The organism is Nonomuraea angiospora (assembly GCF_014873145.1).
Lineage (GTDB): Bacteria > Actinomycetota > Actinomycetes > Streptosporangiales > Streptosporangiaceae > Nonomuraea > Nonomuraea angiospora.
Genome location: NZ_JADBEK010000001.1, coordinates 5,499,893 through 5,520,554, shown reverse-complemented (window position 1 = coordinate 5,520,554; position 20,662 = coordinate 5,499,893). Strand labels below are relative to the sequence as shown.

General features: G+C 71.6%; 19 protein-coding genes. 10 read left to right on the top strand and 9 right to left on the bottom strand.

What is annotated here, in order from left to right; genetic code table 11:
- Nucleotides 1-14: 14 nt before the first annotated feature.
- A complete protein-coding gene (locus H4W80_RS24960) occupies nucleotides 15-992 on the top strand; it encodes a phosphotriesterase family protein (protein ID WP_192787318.1) in 978 nt (325 codons plus the stop codon).
- A 59-nt stretch (nucleotides 993-1,051) separates the two neighbouring features.
- On the top strand, nucleotides 1,052-1,423 hold the full coding sequence (locus H4W80_RS24955; protein ID WP_192787317.1) for an STAS domain-containing protein: 372 nt from the start codon (nucleotides 1,052-1,054) through the stop codon (nucleotides 1,421-1,423).
- 228 nt (nucleotides 1,424-1,651) lie between these two features.
- Here the strand turns inward: H4W80_RS24955 and ilvD are convergent, their stop codons facing one another.
- Together ilvD and H4W80_RS24945 are read right to left on the bottom strand one after the other, a co-directional pair.
- The gene (gene ilvD / locus H4W80_RS24950; RefSeq protein WP_192787316.1) at nucleotides 1,652-3,301 is read right to left on the bottom strand and encodes a dihydroxy-acid dehydratase; all 1,650 of its coding nucleotides are present in this window, start codon (nucleotides 3,299-3,301) and stop codon (nucleotides 1,652-1,654) included.
- A 48-nt stretch (nucleotides 3,302-3,349) separates the two neighbouring features.
- Entirely contained in the window at nucleotides 3,350-4,570 is a 1,221-nt protein-coding gene (locus H4W80_RS24945) for a saccharopine dehydrogenase family protein (RefSeq protein WP_192787315.1), read from the bottom strand.
- A 102-nt stretch (nucleotides 4,571-4,672) separates the two neighbouring features.
- On the opposite strand from H4W80_RS24945, the gene H4W80_RS63760 reads away from it, so the two are divergent.
- Nucleotides 4,673-5,368: a TetR/AcrR family transcriptional regulator gene (locus H4W80_RS63760; RefSeq protein ID WP_192787314.1), complete on the top strand. Its 696-nt coding sequence runs from the start codon at nucleotides 4,673-4,675 to the stop codon at nucleotides 5,366-5,368.
- Between the two features lie 230 nt (nucleotides 5,369-5,598).
- On the opposite strand, the gene H4W80_RS24935 is transcribed toward H4W80_RS63760, so the two are convergent.
- From H4W80_RS24935 to H4W80_RS24910, 6 genes are all read right to left on the bottom strand, one after another.
- A complete protein-coding gene (locus H4W80_RS24935; RefSeq protein WP_192787313.1) occupies nucleotides 5,599-6,087 on the bottom strand; it encodes a hypothetical protein in 489 nt (162 codons plus the stop codon).
- Between the two features lie 65 nt (nucleotides 6,088-6,152).
- Complete coding sequence (locus H4W80_RS24930; protein ID WP_192787312.1) at nucleotides 6,153-7,208, bottom strand: hypothetical protein; 1,056 nt, start codon at nucleotides 7,206-7,208, stop codon at nucleotides 6,153-6,155.
- A gap of 522 nt (nucleotides 7,209-7,730) precedes the next feature.
- Nucleotides 7,731-10,229 carry a Tex family protein gene (locus H4W80_RS24925; protein WP_192787311.1) on the bottom strand — a complete coding sequence of 833 codons (2,499 nt, stop codon included), beginning with the start codon at nucleotides 10,227-10,229 and terminating at the stop codon, nucleotides 7,731-7,733.
- 27 nt (nucleotides 10,230-10,256) lie between these two features.
- Complete coding sequence (locus H4W80_RS24920; protein ID WP_192787310.1) at nucleotides 10,257-11,420, bottom strand: amidohydrolase; 1,164 nt, start codon at nucleotides 11,418-11,420, stop codon at nucleotides 10,257-10,259.
- Nucleotides 11,421-11,538: 118 nt separating this feature from the next.
- Nucleotides 11,539-11,763 (bottom strand): hypothetical protein, encoded by a 225-nt coding sequence (locus H4W80_RS24915; RefSeq protein WP_192787309.1) that lies wholly within the window; start codon nucleotides 11,761-11,763, stop codon nucleotides 11,539-11,541.
- Nucleotides 11,764-11,778: 15 nt separating this feature from the next.
- Entirely contained in the window at nucleotides 11,779-12,213 is a 435-nt protein-coding gene (locus tag H4W80_RS24910; protein ID WP_192787308.1) for an RpiB/LacA/LacB family sugar-phosphate isomerase, read from the bottom strand.
- A 106-nt stretch (nucleotides 12,214-12,319) separates the two neighbouring features.
- On the opposite strand from H4W80_RS24910, the gene H4W80_RS24905 reads away from it, so the two are divergent.
- Genes H4W80_RS24905 through H4W80_RS24875 form a run of 7 tightly spaced genes read left to right on the top strand, consistent with a single transcriptional unit; the run spans nucleotide 12,320 to nucleotide 20,160 of the window.
- On the top strand, nucleotides 12,320-13,390 hold the full coding sequence (locus H4W80_RS24905) for a DUF917 domain-containing protein (protein WP_192787307.1): 1,071 nt from the start codon (nucleotides 12,320-12,322) through the stop codon (nucleotides 13,388-13,390).
- Nucleotides 13,383-14,957: a hydantoinase/oxoprolinase N-terminal domain-containing protein gene (locus H4W80_RS24900; protein ID WP_192787306.1), complete on the top strand. Its 1,575-nt coding sequence runs from the start codon at nucleotides 13,383-13,385 to the stop codon at nucleotides 14,955-14,957. Before H4W80_RS24905 ends, H4W80_RS24900 begins: the two co-directional genes overlap by 8 nt.
- Nucleotides 14,958-14,980: 23 nt before the next feature.
- Nucleotides 14,981-16,606 (top strand): ABC transporter substrate-binding protein, encoded by a 1,626-nt coding sequence (locus tag H4W80_RS24895; RefSeq protein ID WP_192787305.1) that lies wholly within the window; start codon nucleotides 14,981-14,983, stop codon nucleotides 16,604-16,606.
- A 2-nt stretch (nucleotides 16,607-16,608) separates the two neighbouring features.
- Nucleotides 16,609-17,625, top strand: a complete 1,017-nt coding sequence (locus H4W80_RS24890; protein ID WP_192787304.1) for an ABC transporter permease — start codon at nucleotides 16,609-16,611, stop codon at nucleotides 17,623-17,625.
- Nucleotides 17,622-18,542: an ABC transporter permease gene (locus tag H4W80_RS24885; protein WP_192787303.1), complete on the top strand. Its 921-nt coding sequence runs from the start codon at nucleotides 17,622-17,624 to the stop codon at nucleotides 18,540-18,542. The genes H4W80_RS24890 and H4W80_RS24885 overlap by 4 nt, the downstream gene beginning before the upstream one ends.
- Nucleotides 18,539-19,291 (top strand): ATP-binding cassette domain-containing protein, encoded by a 753-nt coding sequence (locus tag H4W80_RS24880; protein WP_192787302.1) that lies wholly within the window; start codon nucleotides 18,539-18,541, stop codon nucleotides 19,289-19,291. Before H4W80_RS24885 ends, H4W80_RS24880 begins: the two co-directional genes overlap by 4 nt.
- A 2-nt stretch (nucleotides 19,292-19,293) precedes the next feature.
- Nucleotides 19,294-20,160 carry an ABC transporter ATP-binding protein gene (locus tag H4W80_RS24875; protein WP_225965235.1) on the top strand — a complete coding sequence of 289 codons (867 nt, stop codon included), beginning with the start codon at nucleotides 19,294-19,296 and terminating at the stop codon, nucleotides 20,158-20,160.
- Here H4W80_RS24875 and H4W80_RS24870 read toward each other — a convergent pair.
- Nucleotides 20,153-20,614 (bottom strand): MarR family winged helix-turn-helix transcriptional regulator, encoded by a 462-nt coding sequence (locus H4W80_RS24870; RefSeq protein WP_192787300.1) that lies wholly within the window; start codon nucleotides 20,612-20,614, stop codon nucleotides 20,153-20,155. The genes H4W80_RS24875 and H4W80_RS24870 overlap by 8 nt on opposite strands.
- Nucleotides 20,615-20,662: the final 48 nt, after the last annotated feature.

Sequence of the window (20,662 nt, the reverse complement as noted above, 5' to 3'; positions counted from 1 at the left end):
GTATGGAGGCGTTCATGGCCACCGTCCCCACCGTTCGCGGCCCCGTGGACGTCGAGGAGCTCGGGCAGACGCTCATGCACGAGCACGTGTTCGTCCTCGCCACCGAGCACCTCGACAACTACGGCAGAGGCGCCTGGTGGGACGAGGAGGTCCGGGTGGCGGACGCGGTCGCCAAGCTGAACGCGGTGGCCGCGAAGGGCGTGCGGACGATCGTCGACCCGACGGTGTGGGGCCTCGGCCGCTACATCCCGCGCATCCAGCGCGTCGCCGAGCGGGTGCCCGGCCTGAACATCGTGGTCGCCACCGGCATCTACTCCTTCGAGGAGCTGCCCCACCAGTACGAGCACCGCGGCCCCGGCCTGTTCATCGACATGCCGGAGCCGATGGTCGACGACTTCGTCCGCGATCTCACCGAGGGCATCGCCGACACCGGCGTGAAGGCGGCGTTCCTCAAGTGCGTGGTCGAGCAGAAGGGCCTGACGCCCGGCGTCGAGCGCATCTGCCGGGCCGTCGCGCAGGCGCACCTGCGCACCGGCGCGCCGATCACCATCCACACCAACTCCTTCACGCAGAGCGGCCTGATCGCGCTCGACCTGTTCGCCAAGGAGGGCGTGGACCTGGAGAAGGTGGTCGTCGGGCACGCGGGCGACAGCAACGACCTCGACTACCTCATGCGCCTGGCCGACACGGGCGCGACGCTGGGGATGGACCGGTTCGGGCTGGATCCGTACAACCCGACGGCGCAGCGGGTGGCCACGGTCGCGCAGCTCTGCCGGCGCGGATACGCCGATCGTATGGTCCTCAGCCACGACACGGCCTGCTTCATGGACTACTTCGGCGGCGCCTGGGAGGAGGCCCGCTCAACGCTCGCGCCGAACTGGCGCTACGATCACATCCACGATGATGTCTTGGCCGCACTGCGGGACTCGGGTGTGACCGACGAGCAGATTGAGCAGATGCTGGTGTTCAACCCGAAGCGCTACTTCTCGTAAAGTAGTCGGATCGGTCAAGCAATGCAGGTAGGTGGAGCTGGGTGACTTCGGAGCAGGCCTTGTCGATAAGCCTCGGACTCCAGGGACCCTGTGTCATCGCGCGACTGACGGGGGACTTCGACTTCGGGTCGGCCGCCGAGGTCCGCGACCGGGTCACCAAGGCGCTCGATCTCACCCAGCCCCCGATGCTCGTCATCGACATGCAGGCGGTCAGCGTCTGCGACTCCTCCGGCCTGTCCGTGCTGGTCTACCTGCACAAGGCCGTCACCGCCTCGGGCGGCCGGCTGCTGCTGGCGGGGCTGAACGGGCGGTGCAAGCACCTGTTCGCGATCACCGCGCTCGACAAGTTCTTCGACATCCGCAGCACGGCCGAGCTGGCCATCGCCGAGCTCAACGAGCCCGGGGACGTCCCGCCGTTCACCGCGGGATAAGGCGTACAGGTACTACCGCTGAGCGACCGCCAGGGGCCGGGCCGACCCCTGGCTGAGCCTCTGGCTCACGCGGTGACGAGGAGTGCCACCCCGATCAGCACCGCGACCGGAACGAGCCACATCACGGCCTCGACAGCGAACTCCTTGTACATCGCGCAAATCTCCTAACAACGGCTCGAGTACGTCACTGCGCAGCATAGCGGCCCGGGCCGCCTGCTCGGTCCCCGGTCAGGCCGTGACGGCGCCGTCCGAGGCGGAGCCCACCGTCGCCATGTACTTGGTCAGCACCCCTCGCTCGACCTCTCTCTCGGGCCGCTTCCACGAGGCGCGGCGCAGCGCCAGCTCCTCCTCCGGCACCACCAGCTCGATCGTCCCCGCCGCGCTGTCGATGACCACCGTGTCACCGTCGCGCACCAGCGCGATCGGCCCGCCGTGGTACGCCTCCGGCGCCACGTGCCCGATCACGCGCCCGTGCGAGACCCCGCTGAAGCGCCCGTCGGTGACCAGCGCCACCGAGGCCCCGAGGCCGCGCCCGACGAGCGGGCCCGTGATCGAGAGCATCTCCTGCATGCCGGGGCCGCCCGCGGGGCCCTCGTAACGCAGGACGATGACGTCGCCCGGCACGATGTGACCCTCCTGGATGGCGAGGTAGCAGTCGTGCTCCGAGTCGAACACCTTGGCCGGGCCCTCGTGGCGGAAGTCGTCCTTGCCGCCCAGCTTGAGCACGCAGCCGTCGGGCGCGAGCGAGCCCCGCAGGATGGCCAGCGCGCCACGCGGCTTGAACGGCTCGGCCACGCTCGCCACCACCTCCTGCCCCGGCGTCTCCTCGGCGTCGGCCGCCACCTCCGCCAGCGTGCGGCCGTCCACCAGCGTGACGTTCTCGCGCAGCAGCCCGGCCTCCAGCAGGCGGCGCACCACCAGCGAGGTGCCGCCGGCCCGCCACAGGTCCAGGGCCGTGTGGTCGCCGCCGCTCGGCTTGAGCCCCGTGATGATCGGGACCCGGCGGCAGACCTCGCCGATCTCGTCGATGCGCAGCGGCAGCCCCGCCTCGCGGGCGATGGCCAGCAGGTGCAGGACGGCGTTGGTGGAGCCGCCCATGGCGGCGACCGAGACGATCGCGTTGTGCAGGGCGTCCTCGGTCAGCACCCGCGAGGGGCGGGCGTCGCGGGCCAGCGCCTCCATGGCGATCTCGCCGACGCGCCGGGCGGCGGCGTTCTTGTCCTCCGCCACCGCCGGGATGTCACCCACCCCGAACGGCGCCAGGCCGAGGAAGTCGGCGACGCTGCCCATGGTGTTGGCGGTGTACTGGGCGGCGCAGGTGCCGGCGCCCGGGCAGGCGTGCTTGGCCAGGTCGTCCAGCTCCGCCTGGTCGAGGCGGCCGACGGCGCGCTCGCCGAGGGCCTCCCACATGTCCTGGATCGTGACGTCGCGCCCGCGCCACCTGCCGGGCATCATCGTGCCGCTGTAGAGGACGACGGCCGGCACGTCCAGGCGGGCGAGCGCCATGATCCCGGCCGGCACGGTCTTGTCGCAGCCCACGATGACCACCAGCGCGTCGAAGCCGTGCGCGCGACCCATGAGCTCGATCGAGTCGGCGATGACCTCGCGGCTGATCAGCGACGTGCGCATGCCGGGGGTGTGCATCGTGAGGTTGTCGGAGACCGCGATGGTGTTGAACTCCATCGGCGTGCCACCCGCCGCGCGCACTCCCTCGGCCACGTGGGCGGCCAGCTCGCGGTGGGTGAGGTTGCACGGCATCGTGCCGGTCCAGGTGGAGGCGATGCCGACCACCGGGCGGCGCATGTCCTCCTCCGACCAGCCCATGGCGTACAGGTGGGAACGGGCCGGTGCTCGGTCGGGATCGTCGGCGATGCTCAAGGCGCTGTCCTTCGTCGTGCGGGTCGTTACGCCTCCATGATCCCGCGCTCACTGTTCGCGCATGCGCCAGGGGGACCCGTACTCCACCAGAAGGTCCAGGAACGGGCCCGGCTCGAACGCCTCGGGCCCCAGCACGCCCGCGCCCTTCCAGACCCCGTTCGCCATCAGCTCCAGGGCGACGACGGGGTTCACGGCGGTCTGCCAGACCACGGCCTGGGAGCCGTACTCGCGCATCGACCACTGGTTGTCCACCACGTGGTAGAGGTACACCTCGCGGGGCCGCCCGTCCTTGACGCCCTTCACCCAGGTCCCGGCGCAGGTCTTGCCCCGCATGCGGTCGCCGAGGCCCGCCGGGTCGGGCAGCACGGCGGCCACCACGTCGCGCGGCGACACCCTGGCGGTGCCGTCGTCGGTCCGGACCGCGACCGGCTCGGTGCGGTCCACGCCGAGCGCGTGCAGGGTCTTGAGCTTGCCGATGAAGTCCTCGCCGAGCCCGTACTTGAAGGTGACCCGCTGCGCCGGGATCCACCGGGGGACCAGCATGACCTCCTCGTGCTCGACGTTGACGCACTCCACGGGGCCGATCCCGTCGGGGAAGTCGAAGATCTCGGGCTCGCTGAACGGCTCGGTGGTGTACCAGCCGCGGTCCTTTTCGTAGATGACCGGCGGGTTGAGGCACTCCTCGATGGTGGTCCAGATGTTGAACGAGGGGGCGAACTCGTAGCCGTCGACGGTCAGGTTGGCGCCGTCCCTGATGCCGATCTCCTCGATCTCGTCGAACAGCTCGTCGGCGGCGTAGCGGGCGAAGACGTCGGCCAGGCCGGGCTCCACGCCCATGCCGACCAGCGCCAGCCGGCCGTTCGCGGCCCACTCGCCGGCGCGGGCGAACTGGTCGTCGCCCAGCTTGACCCCCACCTCCTCGTACGGGCGGTCGGGGTGCGGCCTGGACATCGACATCGCCATGTCGAGGTAGTCGGCCTCGGCGGCGAGGGCCGCGTCGAACAGCGGCAGCACGAATCGGGGGTCGGTGGCGTTCAGGAGGACGTCGCACCGGTGCTCTTTCAGCAGCGCGGTGACCGCGGCCCGGTCGGCCGCGTCGATCTTGACAGGGGTGAACCGGTCCGCCTGCTCGCCCAGCGCGGCCACGGCGGCCTTGGCGCGAGGGAGGTCGTAGTCGGCGACCACCATGTGGTCGAGAAAAGGGCGGCGGGCGGCGATGCGGGTAATGGCGGTTCCCACGCCGCCGGCTCCAACGAGAAGGATACGCATGACGATAAGTCCCCTTTTAATGCTGTTTTGGGGGGTGTGTCGAGAATTCAACTCGGGTAGGGTCGTCAACGTCAATGGCGTTGGCATAAGGGGTCGTATCTCGTGGCCAAGCGAGTGGTGCCGGAGGCGGCGCGCAGGCGGCGCCGCCCCACCAAACAAGGGCAGGTCCTCACCCACCAGCTCATCGTGGAGACCGCGCTCCGCATGCTCCGCGAGCACGGGGCGGCGGGGCTGTCCGCCCGCCGCCTGGGCCTGGCCCTGGGCGCGGACGCCAGCACCGTCTACCGCTATTTCCGCGGCATGGACGACCTGGTGCGGGCGATCGCGGACGAGCTGATCGGCACCGCGATGGCCGACTGGTGGCCCGCCGGCGACTGGCGCGCCGACCTGCGCGAGCTGGGCCTGCGCATCTACCACGCGTACCTCGCGCACCCGCAGGCCGCGGTGCTGACCGCCAGCCGGGTCACCGGCCGGCCGAACGAGGTGGCCGGCGACGAGGCCATCCTCGGCGTCCTGCGCGGCGCCGGGTTCGCGGACGGGGACGCGGTGCGGATCTATCACGCGTTCATCGACCAGAGCCTGGCCTTCGCCATCCTCGACGCCGCCACGCTGGCGCTGCCCAAGGCGGCGCGGGAGGCGGACGAGGAGGTGTGGCAGGCCACGTACGCCCGGCTGCCCGCCCGTACGCACCCGAACATCGCCGCGACGGCGCCGCTGCTGGTGGCCGAGATGAACGACAGCGCCTATCACACGGCCCTCGACATGCTGCTGTCCAGCGCGTCGGCGCAGCTCAAATGAGCAGGGCCCGACATGCTGCTGTCCGGCGCGTCGGGGCAGCTCAGGTAGCAGGGCTCGACATGCTGCTGTCCAGCGCGTCGGCGCAGCTCAGGTGAGCAGGGCCCGACATGCTGCTGTCCGGCGCGTCGGGGCAGCTCAGGTAGCAGGGCTCGACATGCTGCTGTCCAGCGCGTCGGCGCAGCTCAAATGAGCAGGGCCCGACATGCTGCTGTCCGGCGCGTCGGGGCAGCTCAGGTAGCAGGGCTCGACATGCTGCTGTCCAGCGCGTCGGCGCAGCTCAGGTGAGCAGGGCCCGACATGCTGCTGTCCGGCGCGTCGGGGCAGCTCAGGTAGCAGGGCTCGACATGTTGCTGTCCGGCGCGTCGGCGCAGCTCAGGTGAGCAGGGCCCCGGTCCGCTCGGCGCCGCCGTCCCGAAGCCAGGTGCGGGAGTCGAGGAGGCCGGTGTGGCGTTCGCGCAACGCCGCGAGGTAGGCGTGCCACGGTCCGCGCTCGTCCGCGAAGGCGTGTTCGTCCGCGAGGCGCGTTCGTCCGGAAGGGCGCGCTCGTCCGCGAAGGCGCGCTCGTCCGGGAGGGCGCGTTCGTCCGGGAGGGCGCGTTCGTCCGGGAGGGCGCGCTCGTCCGCGAGGGCGCGTTCGGCGTCGGGGCCGAGCCCGAAAGCGGCGACGGGCACCTGCCGGTAGGTGATCTCGCGTCCGAGGCTCCGGCTGATGAGCTCCACCGTCCGCCTGGGGGTCAGCTCGTCCCCGGCGATCTCGATCGCCCGCCCGAGGTAGTCCTGCTGCGTCAGAGGCGGTTCTTGGCGATGCGCTTGCCGAGGCTCGCCAGGGACTCGTCGGCCATGAGGGCGGGCAGCCGTGGCAGGTCCGCCTCGACCTGGGCGAGCACCGCCGGATGCGCTCCGCAGAACCGGCTCCAGGCCCGCACCACCTCCGGCATCGCCGCGATCCCCGCCTCCGACAGGATGGCCTCCCTGGGCAACCAGGACGTCAGGAACTGGGTGACCCGCGCCGGGCTCCACCACAAAGGACGATCACCTACGAACTCCACAAGCTTCTCGAACGCCTCCCGCGCCCCCGGCAGCTCCGGCAGCTCCCGGAACCGGCTCACGGTGTCGTCGGGCGCCGGACGTACGAGATCGGGCACCGCGCGGGCCCTGGAGAGCGCGACCGGCCGCACGGCGGGCAGCGTGTCGGCGACCAGCGCCCCCATGATCCGGTCACCCAGCTCGAACGCGTCCAGCACCCGCCCCGCGACCGCCCCCGGCTCCTCGGCCCGCAGGCCCAGATCGTCGAGGAACTTCACCTCCTCGACGACCGCGTCCACCGCCAGACCGCCGTTCACCTGGTCGATGGCGACGACGAGGAGGTGCGGCTCCTTGCCGTTCTCGTACCGGAACGACAGGGCCGCGAGGGCTTGCTCACCGTACGGATCCGCCTTGCCGTACCAGCCGCCCTCACACACCACCCGTCCCATCCGCCGCACCCACCCGGGCAACGTCTCCACGACGCCGTCAGCGGCCCTCACGTACACGCTCGCCGCCACCGGGGCGTGAGAGCCCGCCTCGTTCCGATCGCCTCCGCCGGACCCCACATCCGATGCGGGACGTGCGTCGGACACCGGGCGTGCGTCGGCGGCCGGGTCGACCGCCGCCAGTGCCGCGAGCGTGAGCCGCGCCTCCGTCCTGCCGTCCTCGGACAGTTGCCGCAGGAAGGGCTCCACCTGGTCCGGCTCGAGATCAGCGGCGAGCCGCGCCGCCCACAGCTCGGTCCTCAGCGGCGAGCACCATCGGAGGAGGTCGCGGGCCTGGGCGATCGCTGTGGTGAAGGCTGTCGTGCTCACCCCTCGACCGTATCGCCCCCGCCCTCAGCGCGCGTCGGCACACTGCCCGGCACCCGGCCCATGCCACGCCACCGACGGCGGCGGCGGTGCTGCCCGCCGTCGCGACGCGATCCGGAGGCGTCGGCTACCTCCACCCGGCCGGTCCGAGCTGGCCAGGGGCCTCGGCGCTGCTCCAGACATGGGCGGCCCGGGTCCTCGTAGCTGTGATCCGCGTGCGGGGGCGGGTCGGCTGCTGGAGGGAGGGCGTGGGGTGGTGCCCGCGTGGCCTGTCGCGGGGCGTTGTTGGGTGGTGGGTGTGCGTCCGGGAGGGCGGGCTGTGCTGAGGGGAGGGTGCTGGGTGGCACGCCCGTGGTCTCTCGCGGGGCGTTGCGGCACGCCCGTGGTCTCTCGCGCGGGCGGTGTCGGGGGCGGCGTGCGTGGGGTGGTGTGTCGGCTGTGCCGGAGGGAGGGGCGTCGGGTGGAATGCCGTGGCCCCTCGCGCGGAGCGGTTCCGCGGAGGGGCCGGTGGGTTTCCTTGGTGGGTTAGTCGGTGAGGCCCGCCTTGCGGAGGGCTTCCGCCATGGCGCCGGTGGGGGCCGGGCGGTCCTGGCGGCGTTGGCCGCCGCGCTGGCCGTCTCCGCGACCGCGCTGGTCGCCCCCGCCGCGACGGCCGCCGTCCCCACGGCCGCCGTCTCCTCGGCCGCGCTGGTCGTCTCCGCGGCCCTGGGTGCGGTCGCGCTGGCCGCCGTTGCCCTTCCCGTCGCCGCGCCCGCCGTCACCGCGGGCACCGTCTCCTCGGCCGCCGTCGCCGCGACCCCCGTTCCCACGGCCGCCGTCGCCGCGAGCACCCTCGCTGCGGCCGCCGCCCCTGCGGGAGCCGTCGCCCGGGGACTGGGCGGGGGTCTCGTCGTCCAGGCGCAGGGTCAGGGAGATGCGCTTGCGGGGGATGTCGACGTCGAGGACCTTGACGCGGACGATGTCGCCGGGCTTGACCACGTCACGCGGGTCCTTGACGAAGTTTCGCGACATGGCCGAGACGTGGACCAGGCCGTCCTGGTGGACGCCGATGTCCACGAAGGCGCCGAAGGCCGCGACGTTGGTGACCACGCCCTCCAGGATCATGCCCGAGGACAGGTCGGAGAGCTTCTCCACGCCCTCCTTGAAGACGGCGGTCTTGAAGGCGGGACGCGGGTCGCGGCCGGGCTTCTCCAGCTCGCGCAGGATGTCGGTGACCGTCGGCAGGCCGAACGTCTCGTCGGTGAAGGTCTCGGGCTTCATCGAGCGCAGGGCCGCGGTGTTGCCGATCAGCGACTTGAGGTCGGTCTTGGCCGAGGTGAGGATCCGGCGGACCACCGGGTAGGCCTCCGGGTGGACGCTCGACACGTCGAGCGGGTCGTCGCCCTCGCGGATGCGCAGGAAGCCCGCGCACTGCTCGAACGCCTTGGGCCCGAGCCGGGGCACGTTCTTGAGCGCGGCGCGCGTGCGGAAGGGGCCGTTGGAGTCGCGGTGGCGGACGATGCTCTCGGCCAGCGTGGAGCCGATGCCGGACACGCGCGTGAGCAGGGGCGCCGAGGCGGTGTTGACGTCGACCCCGACGGCGTTGACGCAGTCTTCGACCACCGCGTCGAGCGAGCGGGAGAGCTTGGACTCGGCCAGGTCGTGCTGGTATTGGCCGACGCCGATCGACTTGGGGTCGATCTTGACCAGCTCGGCCAGCGGGTCCTGGAGCCGGCGGGCGATCGAGACCGCGCCGCGCAGGGACACATCGAGCTCGGGGAGCTCCTGCGACGCGTACGGCGAGGCCGAGTAGACCGAGGCCCCGGCCTCGGAGACGACGATCTTGGTGATCGACGGCATGTGCTTGACCAGCTCACCGGCCAGCTTGTCGGTCTCGCGGGAGGCGGTGCCGTTGCCGATGGCGATCAGCTCGACCCCGTGGCGCTGCGCGAGCGCGCCCAGGACGGCCAGCGACTGGTCCCACTGCCGCTTGGGCTCGTGGGGGTAGATGGTCGCGGTCTCGACGACCTTGCCCGTGGCGTCGACCACGGCGACCTTGACCCCCGTACGCAGGCCGGGGTCGAGCCCCATGGTCGGCCGGCTCCCGGCGGGGGCGGCGAGCAGCAGGTCGCGCAGGTTGGCCGCGAAGACCCGCACCGCCTCGTCCTCGGCCGCCTGCCACAGCCGCATCCGCAGGTCGATGCCGAGGTGCACGAGAATGCGGGTGCGCCAGGCCCAGCGCACGGTCTCGCCCAGCCACTTGTCGGCCGGCCGCCCCTGGTCGGAGACGCCGAAGCGGGAGGCGATGCGCAGCTCGTAGTCGGGGCTGTCGTCCGGCTCCAGCGTGACCGACAGCACCTCCTCCTTCTCGCCCCTGAACATCGCCAGGATCCGGTGCGAGGGCAGCTTCGTGAACGGCTCGCCGAACTCGAAGTAGTCGGAGAACTTGGCCCCCGCCTCCTCCTTGCCCTCGCGGACCTTCGACACGAGCCGCCCGCGGCTCCAGAGCTGCTCGCGCAGGCCGCCGATCAGGTCGGCGTCCTCGGCGAACCGCTCGATCAGGATCGCCCTGGCCCCCTCCAGCGCCGCGCCCGCGTCGGCCACGCCCTCGGTGACGAAGCCCTCGGCCGTGGCGGCGGGGTCGAGCGTCGGGTCGGCGAGCAGCTGGTCGGCCAGCGGCTCCAGGCCGAGCTCGCGGGCGATCTGCGCCTTGGTGCGCCGCTTGGGTTTGTACGGCAGATAGATGTCCTCGAGCCGGGCCTTGGTCTCGGCCGCCATGATCTGCTCGCGCAGCTCGTCGTCGAGCTTGCCCTGAGACTCGATCGACTCAAGGATCGCCGCCCGGCGCTCCTCCAGCTCGCGCAGGTAGCGCAGGCGCTCTTCGAGCGTGCGCAGCTGCGCGTCGTCGAGGGTGCCGGTGACCTCTTTTCGGTATCGCGCGATGAACGGCACGGTGGCGCCGCCGTCGAGCAACTCGACGGCCGCCTGCACCTGGCCGTCGCGTACGCCCAGCTCTGCCGCGATCCGCTGGTGAATAGAGAGCACTTGCCTGCCTTTCGATGGTCCCGCCGGTCAATTGTGCAGGACGACGCCGTCTTTCATGACCAGAGTGCGCGCAGGGTGAACGACCACCGCCTCCGCCGCGCCCCCGCACGGCACGACGACCAGGTCCGCCCGGTCACCCGGGGACAGGCCGTAGGACTCCAGCCCGAGCGCGCGGGCGCCGCCGTAGGTGGCGGCCTCCAGCGCCAGCTCGATGTCCTCGTCCCTGCGGAACGTGCTGCGGTAGGCGACGTGCATCGCCCGCTCCAGCATGTCGCCGCTGCCGTAGGGACCCCACAGGTCGCGGATGCCGTCGTGGCCGCAGGCGACGGTGACGCCCGCGGCCCGCAGCTTCTTGATCGGCGGCACGGGAAAGCTGTAGACGGCCGCGGTCGCGATGGCGACGCCCGCCTCGGCGAACCCCTGGATCAGGCGGTCCTGGTAGGCGTCGTCGAGCTGGCCGAGCGCGTACGCGTGGCTGACCGTCACCCGGCCGCCCAGCCCCAGCGCCCTGGTGCGCTCGGTGATGAGCTCGAGCTCCCAGCCGCCCAGCGACCCGCCGTCGTGCAGATGGAGGTCGAGGTGGGCGCCGTAGCGCTCGGCCAGGCCGAAGATCAGGTCGAGGTGGCGTACGGGATCGCGGTCGATGCCCGCGGGGTCGAGGCCGCCGACCGCCTCCACGCCGCTCTTCAGCGCCTCTTCGAGCAGCTCGGCCGTGCCGGGGTTGATCAGCACGCCGTGCTGGGGGAAGGCCACCTGCCGGACGTCGACCGGGGCGGAGGCGGCCGCTTCGAGCACGGCCTCCACGCCCCGCAGCCCCACCTGGGGGTCGATGTCGGTGTGGGTGCGGACGTGGGTCGTGCCCGCCGCGCTCATGCGCGCCAGCAGCGCGCCGATCCGCTCGGCGCTCGGCACGCCCAGCTCCGCGCGGCGGCCGAGGTCGGTTGCGATGCGCCCGGCCAGCGTGTCGTCGGCCGAGTGGGGCACCCACGGGCCGCCGTAGAGGGTCTTGTCGAGGTGACAGTGCGCCTCGACGAGGCCGGGCAGCACGAGCTGCCCGGAGATGTCGACGATCCGGGCGCCCGGCGCCTCGACGCCGGGGGCGACGAGGTGGATCCGGCCGTCGCGGACGAGGACGTCGGCGGGGGCGTCGCGCCCCCAGGGGTGCCCGCCGCGGAGCAGCACGTCGGTCATGGCAAGCACCCTAAACGGCGGTGCCGACGATTTCCGCCTCCCGGCCGGGATCGGTCGCGACCGGTCACGTTCACGGGGCGGCGCCGCCCGAAAGACCTCACCGCTACCGAGGTCGCGTTCAGGCGCGGCGGGGCGCGAAAAGCTCCAGGTGGTAGCAGTATCGGCAGCGGTACGCGTCGATCTCCCACTTCGGCCGGCCCATCAGCTTGGCGCCGCCGAAGATCCCGCGCTCCAGCGCGCCCTCGACCCATCTGGCGAAGCCCGGAGAATTCTCGCCCGAGTCTCGGATGAACCCGGCCTCGAGCCCCTCCTCACCGCAGTGCGTACAGTGTAAGTTCGGCATGCCCATACAGGTTAGTCAGATCTCGTCGAGGTGGGAGATGTTCGCCACGTCGGCGGAGTCGGCGCTCGGCCGTCCCGCCAGCCAGGCGTCGAGGATCTCGTCGAGCACCACCTCGGACGTGAGCCGCAGGCTGAGCGCCAGCACGTTGGCGTCGTTCCACTTCCTGGCCCCGTCGGCCGTGTAGGCGTCGACGCACAGCGCGGCGCGGATCCCGGGCACCTTGTTGGCCGCGATCGAGGCGCCCGTGCCGGTCCAGCAGCAGACCACGGCCTGGTCGGCCCGCCCCTCGCGTACGTCGCGGGCGGCCAGCTCGGAGGCCCACGCCCAGTCGTCGCGCTCCTCCTCGCTGAGCGCGCCGTGGGTGACCACCTCGTGCCCCCGCCTGCGCAGCTCCGACACGACCCGCTCGGCCACCCCGTCCGTGCTGTCGGCGGCCACCGAAATCCGCATGTGCCCTCCCGTTCCGACCTCAGGTGTATCAAGGGCCGCGGTGCGGACGCCAGCACATGCCCTGGACTGGCTAAATGAGATGAAGTGTGCTTGGTTGTGTCGCCATATGAGTATTGACGAGAGCGATATTCCGGCGCTCGCCCGCGGGTGCGCCGTCCTGGGCACCGGGGGCGGCGGTGACGTGCGCACCGGATCGCTGGCGGCGGTCGGGGCCGTCCGCGAGCACGGTGAGGTCCCGCTGATCGGCCTGGACGAGCTGGACGACGACGCGCTGATCGTGCCGCTGTCCGGCATCGGGGCCCCGACCGTGAGCCACGAGATGATCCACAGCGCGGACGAGCCCAAGCGCATCGCCGAGGAGATCGAACGCCTCTTCGGCCGTCCCCCGAGCGCGATCATGTCCTCCGAGATCGGCGGCTCCAACGGGGTCGCGCCCGTCGCCTGGGCCGCCCGGCTCGGCCTGCCGCTGCTCGACGCCGACGGCATGGGGCGGGCCTTCCCCGAGGTCCAGATGGTGTCGATGTACGTGGCGGGGCTCCCGGCCGACCTGGTGATCATGTCTGACATCGTCGGCAACGTGGTGACCATCCGCCCCGTCGACGGCCTCTGGTCGGAACGGCTGGCCAGGGCGGTCTGCGTGGCCGCGGGCTCGTCCGCGCTGATGGCCGACTACGTTCTCACCACCGTACGGGCCAGAGGCGCGGTCATCGAGGGCACGGTGACCCGCGCCATCGAGATCGGCAGGGCCACGGAGGGCGCGGCGGACCCGCTCGGCGCGCTCCAGGGCAGCCTGGGCGCCGTCCGGCTGATCACCGGCAAGCTGACGGACGTGGAGCGGCGCACCACGGGCGGGTTCGTCAGGGGGACGGCCACGATCGAGGGCACCGGCGACGACCGGGGCCGCCGCCTCACCCTGGAGCTGCAGAACGAGAACCTGGTCGCCCTGGAGGACGGCCGGGTGCGGGCCATGGTGCCCGACCTCATCACCGTCGTGGACACCGAGACGGCCGCCGCCGTGCAGACCGAGGGGCTCAGGTACGGCCAGCGCGTCACGGTGCTCGCCTGGCCGTGCGACCCGCTCTGGCGCACCCCCAAGGGCCTGGAGACGGCCGGGCCGCGGGCCTTCGGCTACGACCTGGACTACGTTCCCGTCGAGGAGCTGACGGCGCATGGCTGACCTGCGGATCGGGATCGACGTCGGCGGCACGAACACGGACGCGGTGGTGCTCGACGCCGACGGCCGGGTGATCGCCAAGGCCAAGCGGCCGACCACGCCCGACGTGACGGAGGGGCTGCGGGCAGCCCTGGACGCGGTCCTCACCGAGCTGGGAGAGGGGCACGCGCGGATCGGCCGGGTCATGCTCGGCACCACGCACGCGACCAACGCCATCCTCGAACGCCGCAACCTCGGCCGCGTCGCCGTGCTGCGGCTCGGCGCGCCCGCCACCACCTCCGTCCCGCCGCTCTCCGGCTGGCCCGGCGACCTGCGCGCGGCCGTCTCGGCGGGGGAGGCCGTCGTGCCCGGCGGCCACTACGTGGACGGCCGCGAGATCGGCCCGCCGGGGCTCGACGCCGTACGCCGCTTCCTGGACGGCCTGGAGGCCGACGCGGTGGCGGTCACGAGCGTGTTCAGCCCGGCCAGCGGCGATCACGAGCGCGTCGTCGAGGAGCTGATCAAGGCCGAGTACGGCCTGCCGGTCTCGGTGAGCCACGAGATCGGCTCGCTCGGGCTGCTGGAGCGCGAGAACGCCACCGTGCTCAACGCCGCCCTGTACGGCGTCGCCGCCCACGTGACCGAGGCCCTGGTCACCGCGCTGGCCGAACGCGGCCTGGGCGCGAAGCCGTACCTGGCGCAGAACGACGGCACGCTGATGACGTTGGAGCACGCCGCCCGGCTGCCGGTCTCGACGATCGGCTCCGGCCCGGCGAACTCCCTGCGCGGCGCCGCGTACCTGTCGGGCGTGGCGGACGCGATCGTGGTGGACGTCGGCGGCACCTCCACCGATCTCGGCGTGCTGGCCGGCGGCTTCCCGAGGGAGTCGGCGGCGGCGGTCGAGATCGGCGGGGTGCTGACCAACTTCCGCATGCCCGACATCCTGGCCATCGCGCTCGGCGGCGGCACGGTCGTTCGCAACCCGGGCATCGGCCCCGATTCGGTGGGTTACCGGATCGTCGAGGAGGCGCTCGTGTTCGGCGGCTCCACGGTGACGATGACCGACGCGGCCGTGGCGGCGGGCCGGACCCCGGACGGGGCGGCCGGGTGGCGCGAGCGCATCGAGGCCGCCGTCCGGGCGCACGGCTCGGGTGACATGTCGGAAAGAATGGCAGACACCCTGCAAAGAGCGGTGGCCATCGCGGACGGGATGGTCATCGACGCCGTGGACAGGATGGCTCTCGGCAAAACGGACAGACCCCTGGTCGCGGTGGGTGGCGGGGCCTTCCTGCTGCCCGACGCCGTCCCCGGCGCGAGCCGGGTCGTCCGTCCCGAGCACGCCGAAGTGGCCAACGCCGTGGGCGCCGCCATCGCACTGGCGAGTGGCAGAGTGGATACGATCTTGCCTGCGGGAGATAGCCGGTCAAAAGCGATCGAAAGGGCTAAAGAGGAGGCGGCGGCGCGAGCCGTCGCGGCGGGGGCGGATCCCTCCGGCGTAGAGATCGTGGACCTCCTCGAGGTGCCGCTGAGCTACCTCTCCGAGCCCGCCGTGCGGGTACACGTCAAAGCCGCCGGACCACTCGCCCGGTGACATACCGAAAGGATCCCCCCTTCATGCGCTGGCACAAGCGTCTGCTCGTCGCCGGGGTCACCGGAGTCCTGGCCTTGACCGCGTCCGCGTGCGCGGGCGGTCAGGTGCGCGGGGCCGGCGGAACCCCCAAGCCGGCGGAGAGCGGCGGCAGCAGCCAACCGGCGGCCTCCTCGGCCGCGCAGGCCAACGACAGCACGTTCGTGTACGTGCCGAACCTCGACGTGGTCACCGACTGGGACCCCGCGACCTCGTACTCCAATGAGATCGTCGCCATGCAGAACATCTATGAGGGCCTGACCAGGTACAACTCCCAGGAGAAGAAGGCCGAGCCGCGCCTGGCCACCGAGTGGACCTCGGCGGACGACGGCAAGGAGTGGACGTTCAAGCTGCGGCAGGGCGTCAAGTTCCACTCCGGCGCCACGCTCGACGCCGAGGCCGCCAAGAAGGCCATCGAGCGGACGATCGAGAAGAAGGGCGGCGCCGCCTACATCTGGGACGCGGTCAAGACGATCGACGCGGTGGACGCGTCCACGCTGAAGTTCACGCTCAAGTACGCCACCCCGCTCGACCTCGTGGCCTCCTCCGGCTACGCGGCCTACATCTACGACGTGAACGCCGTGGACAAGGACGGAAAGTCGGACGCCGGCACGGGCCCGTACACGATCGACTCCTGGCAGAAGGGCAAGGAGACCGAGCTCACGCTGAAGGCGTACGAGGGCTACTGGGGCGGCTGGAAGCCGGAGCAGTACAAGAAGGTCGCCTACCGCGTCACCCCCGAGATCACCACGGCCTGGCAGCTCCTGCAGAAGGGCGAGGTCAACTTCGTCCAGCGGCTGAACCCGCAGCTCTTCCAGCAGGCCGGGACGACCCCGAACGTGCAGACCGCCTCCTCGCCGTCGTTCCAGAACCTGCTGGTGCTGTTCAACACCGCGAGCGGGCCGGCGAAGGACGTCAAGGTCCGGCAGGCCCTGCAGTACGCGATCGACTACGACGGCCTGGTGGCGGCGCTGAAGGGCTCCGGCCAGAAGGGCAACGGCCTGGTGCCGCAGGGCCTGCTCGGCCGCACCAACGACATGGAGCCCAAGCAGGACCTCGCCAAGGCGCAGGCGCTGCTCGCCGAGGCCGGCTACGGCCCGGACAACCCCGAGCTCAAGCTCACCATGACCTACGCGCAGGGCGACGACGACCAGAAGCTGCTGGTCACGCTGCTCAGCTCGGCGCTCAAGGGCATGAACGTGACGCTGCAGGCCAAGCCGATGACCTGGAGCGCGCAGTGGGACCTGGGCAAGAAGCAGGGCCAGGACATCTTCGTCATGTACTGGTACCCGGACTATCCGGACGCCTACTCCTGGTTCGTCAACGTGTTCAAGAGCGCCGACAAGCCGCAGTTCAACCTGTCGTACCTGAAGGACTCCGCCATCGACACGGCGATCGACGCGCTGCCGCAGCTCACGGCCACTGACCAGCTCAAGGCCGACCAGGCGTACAAGGACCTGCAGAAGAAGATCATCCAGGACCAGGCGGCGGTGGCCGTGCCGTACGTGCAGACCTACCAGCGCGCGCTGACGTCCGACGTCGAAGGGTACGTGGACAACCCCGCCTATCCCAACGTGGTCTTCTTCTACGACCTCAAGAAGCGCGCAAGCTGACCATGTCGCGTTACCTGACCCGCCGGCTCGGCCAGGCCCTCCTGGTCGTGTCCGGCGTGGTCGTGCTCACGTTCGTCGTGATGCGGCTGGTGCCGGGGGATCCGGCGGTCGCGTTCGCCGGGCCGAAGGCCACGCCCGAGGAGCTCGCCGCGGCGCGCAGGCAGTTCGGGCTCGACGACCCGATCCCCGTGCAGCTCCTCAACTACGTGCGCGACCTGCTCACCGGCGACTGGGGCGTCAGCCTGCGCACCCGGCAGCCCGTGCTCGACGACCTGTACGTGGCCTTCCCCGCCTCGCTGGAGCTGGTCGGCACGGCCCTGGTCATCGCGGTCGTCGTGGGCATTCCGGTCGGAGTGCTCGCCGCCCGCTATAAGGCGAAATTTCCGGATCTGGGGGTGCGGTTCGGCAGCATGCTGGCCGTCTCCGTACCCGTCTTCTGGCTGGCCCTGGCCCTCCAGACGGTCTTCGCCAGCAACCTCGGCTGGTTCCCGATCGCCGGCGAGTACGACTCCTCGCTCGACACCACCAGCCCCCTCACCCTCTGGACGAACATCACGATCGTCGACGCCCTCATCACCGGCAACTGGCCCATCTTCACCAGCACGCTCCAGCACCTGGTGCTGCCCGCGCTGGTCGTGGCCGCCTACCCCACGGGCGTGATCGCCCAGATGACCAGGGCGGCGCTCATCGAGGAGTCCGGCCAGGACCACTCCAAGCTGGAGCGCGCGCTCGGGTTCGGCGAGACGTCCATCCTGACCAGGTTCGCCCTCCGGCCGGCCCTGAACCCGGTCCTGTCGCTGATCGCCCTCGTCTTCGCGTACGCGATCGTCAACGGCTTCCTCGTCGAGGCGGTCTTCAACTGGCCCGGCCTGGGCCGCTACGCCGCCGAGTCGATCAAGTCGCTGGACACCCCGGCCATCGCGGGCGTCACGCTCCTGGTGGCCCTGGTGTACGTGCTGGCCAACCTGGTCGTGGACATCCTCCAGGGCTTCGTCGACCCGCGAGCGAGGCAGCGATGACGAGCGTCGAGGCGCCGCTGCGGCGCGGCTTCCTGCCCCGGATCCCCGACCGGTTCGCCGCGTTCGGGGCGGTGCTCATCGTGCTGGTCGTCCTGGCCGCGATCCTGGCGCCGTGGCTCGCGCCGTACCCGGTGGACCAGGTCAAGCCGCTGGAGAACCTGCAACCGCCGAGCGCCGCGCACTGGTTCGGGACCGACCAGGTCGGCCGGGACGTGCTCACCAGGGTGCTGTACGGCGGGCGCACCTCCCTGTTCATCGCCGTGGCCGTGCTGGCCGTGTCGGCGGGGATCGGGGTCACGCTCGGCGTGGTCGCCGGGTACGCGGGCGGCTGGATCCGCGACGTGATCATGCGGATCACGGACGTCTTCCTGGCCTTCCCCGCGCTGCTGCTCTCCCTGGCCCTCGCCGTGGTGCTCCAGCCCAGCGTGAACACGGTCATCCTGTCCATCGCCGTGACGTGGTGGCCCTGGTACACCCGGCTGGCGGCCTCCGTGGCGGCCTCGATCGCCACCCGCAGCTACGTGGACGCCGCCCGGTGCCTCGGCGTGCCCGCCCCGCTGATCATCCTCAGGCACGTCCTCCCGAACTCGCTCACGCCCGTCCTGGTCCAGCTCTCGCTCGACGCGGGCGGCGTGATCCTGACCTCGGCGGCGCTGTCGTACCTGGGGCTGGGCGCGCAGGAGCCGACGGCGGAGTGGGGGCTGATGGTGCAGCAGGGGCAGACGCTCTTCACCACGAACTGGTGGGTGGTCACGTTCCCCGGCCTGGCGATCCTGGTGACGGCGTTCGCGTTCAACGTCCTGGGCGAGGGGCTGCGCAACGCGCTGGACCCCCGGAGCGGAGGAGCTCGGCAGGAGAGCGCGAAGCCAACGAGTGCCGAAGCGGCCGCGACCATGAACACGAGGGCGGTCAGATGATCGAGGTGCGCGACCTGCGGGTGCGCTACGGCGGGCGCGTCGTGGCCGACGTGCCGGAGCTGGACGTGCGCGAGGGCGAGTGCGTCGCGATCGTGGGGGAGAGCGGCTCGGGCAAGTCGACCACGCTGATGTCGCTGCTGGGCCTCACCCCAGATGCCGAAATTTCAGGTCATGTACGGGTGTGCGGCGTCGACGTGCTCACAGCGTCGCCCCGCAGGCTCCGCGAGATCCGGGGCGCCAGGGTGGCGCTCGTGATGCAGTCGCCGCAGGCGGCCCTCAGCCCGGCCACCCGCCTCGGCGTGCTGATGCGCCGCGCCCTCAAGCTCCACGGCGTCGGCAACTCCGCGGGCACGCCCCCGGAGGAGATCATGGGGGAGGCCGTGGAGGCGGTCCTGCTCGACCGCGAGATCCTGCGCCGCTACCCCCACGAGATCTCCGGCGGTCAGGCCCAGCGCTTCGCGATCGCGCTGGCCATCGCCCTGGGCGCCGAGGTGATCCTCGCCGACGAGCCCACGAGCGCGCTGGACGTGACCGTGCAGGCCGAGGTGGTCGGCGTCCTGCGCAGGCTGCGCGAGGAGCGGGGGCTGGCGCTCCTGCTCGTCTCGCACGACCTGGCCCTGGTCTCGACGATCGCCGACCGGGTGCTGGTCATGAAGGACGGCGCGGTGGTGGAGTCGGGGCCGGCCGCGCGGGTGCTGGCCGAGCCGTCCCATCCGTACACGCGCGAGCTGCTGGAGGCGCTGCCGTGACCATGCTCAGGGCCGAGCGGGTGACGCTCGGCTACGGCCGCACCCCGGTCGTGCACGACGTGACCCTCGACATCATCGAGGGCGGCGTCGGACTGATCGGGGAGAGCGGCTCGGGCAAGACGACCCTGGCGCGCGCGTTCCTGGGCCTCCTCACCCCCATGTCCGGAAATATCTGGTACGGCGACCAAACACTGAAAAAAGTGGACATGCGGAAGTTCCGGAAGGACGTCCAGCCGGTGTTCCAGGCCGAGGCCCTCGACCCCAGGATGCGCATCGGCGCCTCGGTCGCCGAGGCCCTGCCGCGCGGTGCGCGGGACCGGGTCAAGGACCTGCTCGAACAGGTCGGCCTGGACCCCGACGTGGCCACCCGCCGCCCCCACCAGCTCTCCGGCGGCCAGCGCCAGCGCGTGGTGATCGCCAGGGCCCTGGCGGTGGACCCCCGCCTGCTCATCCTGGACGAGCCCACCAGCGCCCTCGACGTCACCGTCCAGGCCAGGATCCTCGACCTGCTGGCCTCCCTCGACACCGAGCGCCTGCTCATCACCCACAACCTCGCCGTCGTGGACCGGCTGTGCCGCACCGCGCACGTGCTCTTCGCGGGCCGCGTCGTGGAGTCGGGGCCGACCAGCGAGCTGCTCGCCAAGCCTGCCCACCCCTACACCCGCGCCCTGCGCGACGCCGTGCCGAAGCTGGGCGGCGCCCCGCCCGAGGCCAAGGGCAGGACGGAGGCAGTGCCGGCCCGGACCGGATGCCCGTTCCGGCTGCGCTGCCCGCTGGCCGCGCCGGAGTGCGAGCAGCCGCCCGCGCTCAGGGACCTGGGCGGCCGCCAGGTCGCCTGCCACCGCGCCGAGGACGTGCTGCTCAGCTGACGAGGTTCTTGAGGTGGGCGCAGAGGTCGCCCGAGAGTTTGCCCATCAGCCTGGCCAGCTCCGCCCGGTCCTCCGCCGGCCAGCCCGCGAGCGCGCCCTCGAACAGGTCGGTGGTCACTCGGCGGCACCTGCCCGCCACCTCGATCCCCTCCTCGGTCAGCGCGATGCGCCAGGCCCGGCCGTCGTCGGGGTCGCGTACCCGCTCGACCAGCCCGCGCTGCTCCAGTGCGGCGACGTGCCTCGTCACGTGAGGGCTCTCCACCTGCAGCGCCTCGGCGATCGCGCCGATCCTGCGCGGCTCGGGCGCGTCCAGCAGGTGGACGAGGATCTTCACGTCGGGCCGGTCGAGCCGGACGCCGGCGGCCTCGGTCAGGCGCTCATGCGTCTTGGCGCGGTTCAGCGCGTCCACGACTGAGCGGAACGCCGACACCGTCCTGTTGAGATCTTCGTCCATACCGATTTGCTTACCTAACTTACGTATGTATTATCGTTCCCTGTTACT

Excerpts from the sequence above, each read along its gene's own strand:
- H4W80_RS24960 (WP_192787318.1), top strand. The coding sequence starts at position 15 with ATGGCCACCGTCCCCACCGTTCGCGGCCCCGTGGACGTCGAGGAGCTC.
- H4W80_RS24945 (WP_192787315.1), bottom strand. The coding sequence starts at position 4,570 with ATGCGTATCCTTCTCGTTGGAGCCGGCGGCGTGGGAACCGCCATTACC.
- H4W80_RS24920 (WP_192787310.1), bottom strand. The coding sequence starts at position 11,420 with ATGACCGACGTGCTGCTCCGCGGCGGGCACCCCTGGGGGCGCGACGCC.
- H4W80_RS24915 (WP_192787309.1), bottom strand. The coding sequence starts at position 11,763 with ATGCCGAACTTACACTGTACGCACTGCGGTGAGGAGGGGCTCGAGGCC.
- H4W80_RS24910 (WP_192787308.1), bottom strand. The coding sequence starts at position 12,213 with ATGCGGATTTCGGTGGCCGCCGACAGCACGGACGGGGTGGCCGAGCGG.
- H4W80_RS24905 (WP_192787307.1), top strand. The coding sequence starts at position 12,320 with ATGAGTATTGACGAGAGCGATATTCCGGCGCTCGCCCGCGGGTGCGCC.
- H4W80_RS24900 (WP_192787306.1), top strand. The coding sequence starts at position 13,383 with ATGGCTGACCTGCGGATCGGGATCGACGTCGGCGGCACGAACACGGAC.
- H4W80_RS24895 (WP_192787305.1), top strand. The coding sequence starts at position 14,981 with ATGCGCTGGCACAAGCGTCTGCTCGTCGCCGGGGTCACCGGAGTCCTG.
- H4W80_RS24890 (WP_192787304.1), top strand. The coding sequence starts at position 16,609 with ATGTCGCGTTACCTGACCCGCCGGCTCGGCCAGGCCCTCCTGGTCGTG.
- H4W80_RS24885 (WP_192787303.1), top strand. The coding sequence starts at position 17,622 with ATGACGAGCGTCGAGGCGCCGCTGCGGCGCGGCTTCCTGCCCCGGATC.
- H4W80_RS24880 (WP_192787302.1), top strand. The coding sequence starts at position 18,539 with ATGATCGAGGTGCGCGACCTGCGGGTGCGCTACGGCGGGCGCGTCGTG.
- H4W80_RS24875 (WP_225965235.1), top strand. The coding sequence starts at position 19,294 with ATGCTCAGGGCCGAGCGGGTGACGCTCGGCTACGGCCGCACCCCGGTC.
- H4W80_RS24870 (WP_192787300.1), bottom strand. The coding sequence starts at position 20,614 with ATGGACGAAGATCTCAACAGGACGGTGTCGGCGTTCCGCTCAGTCGTG.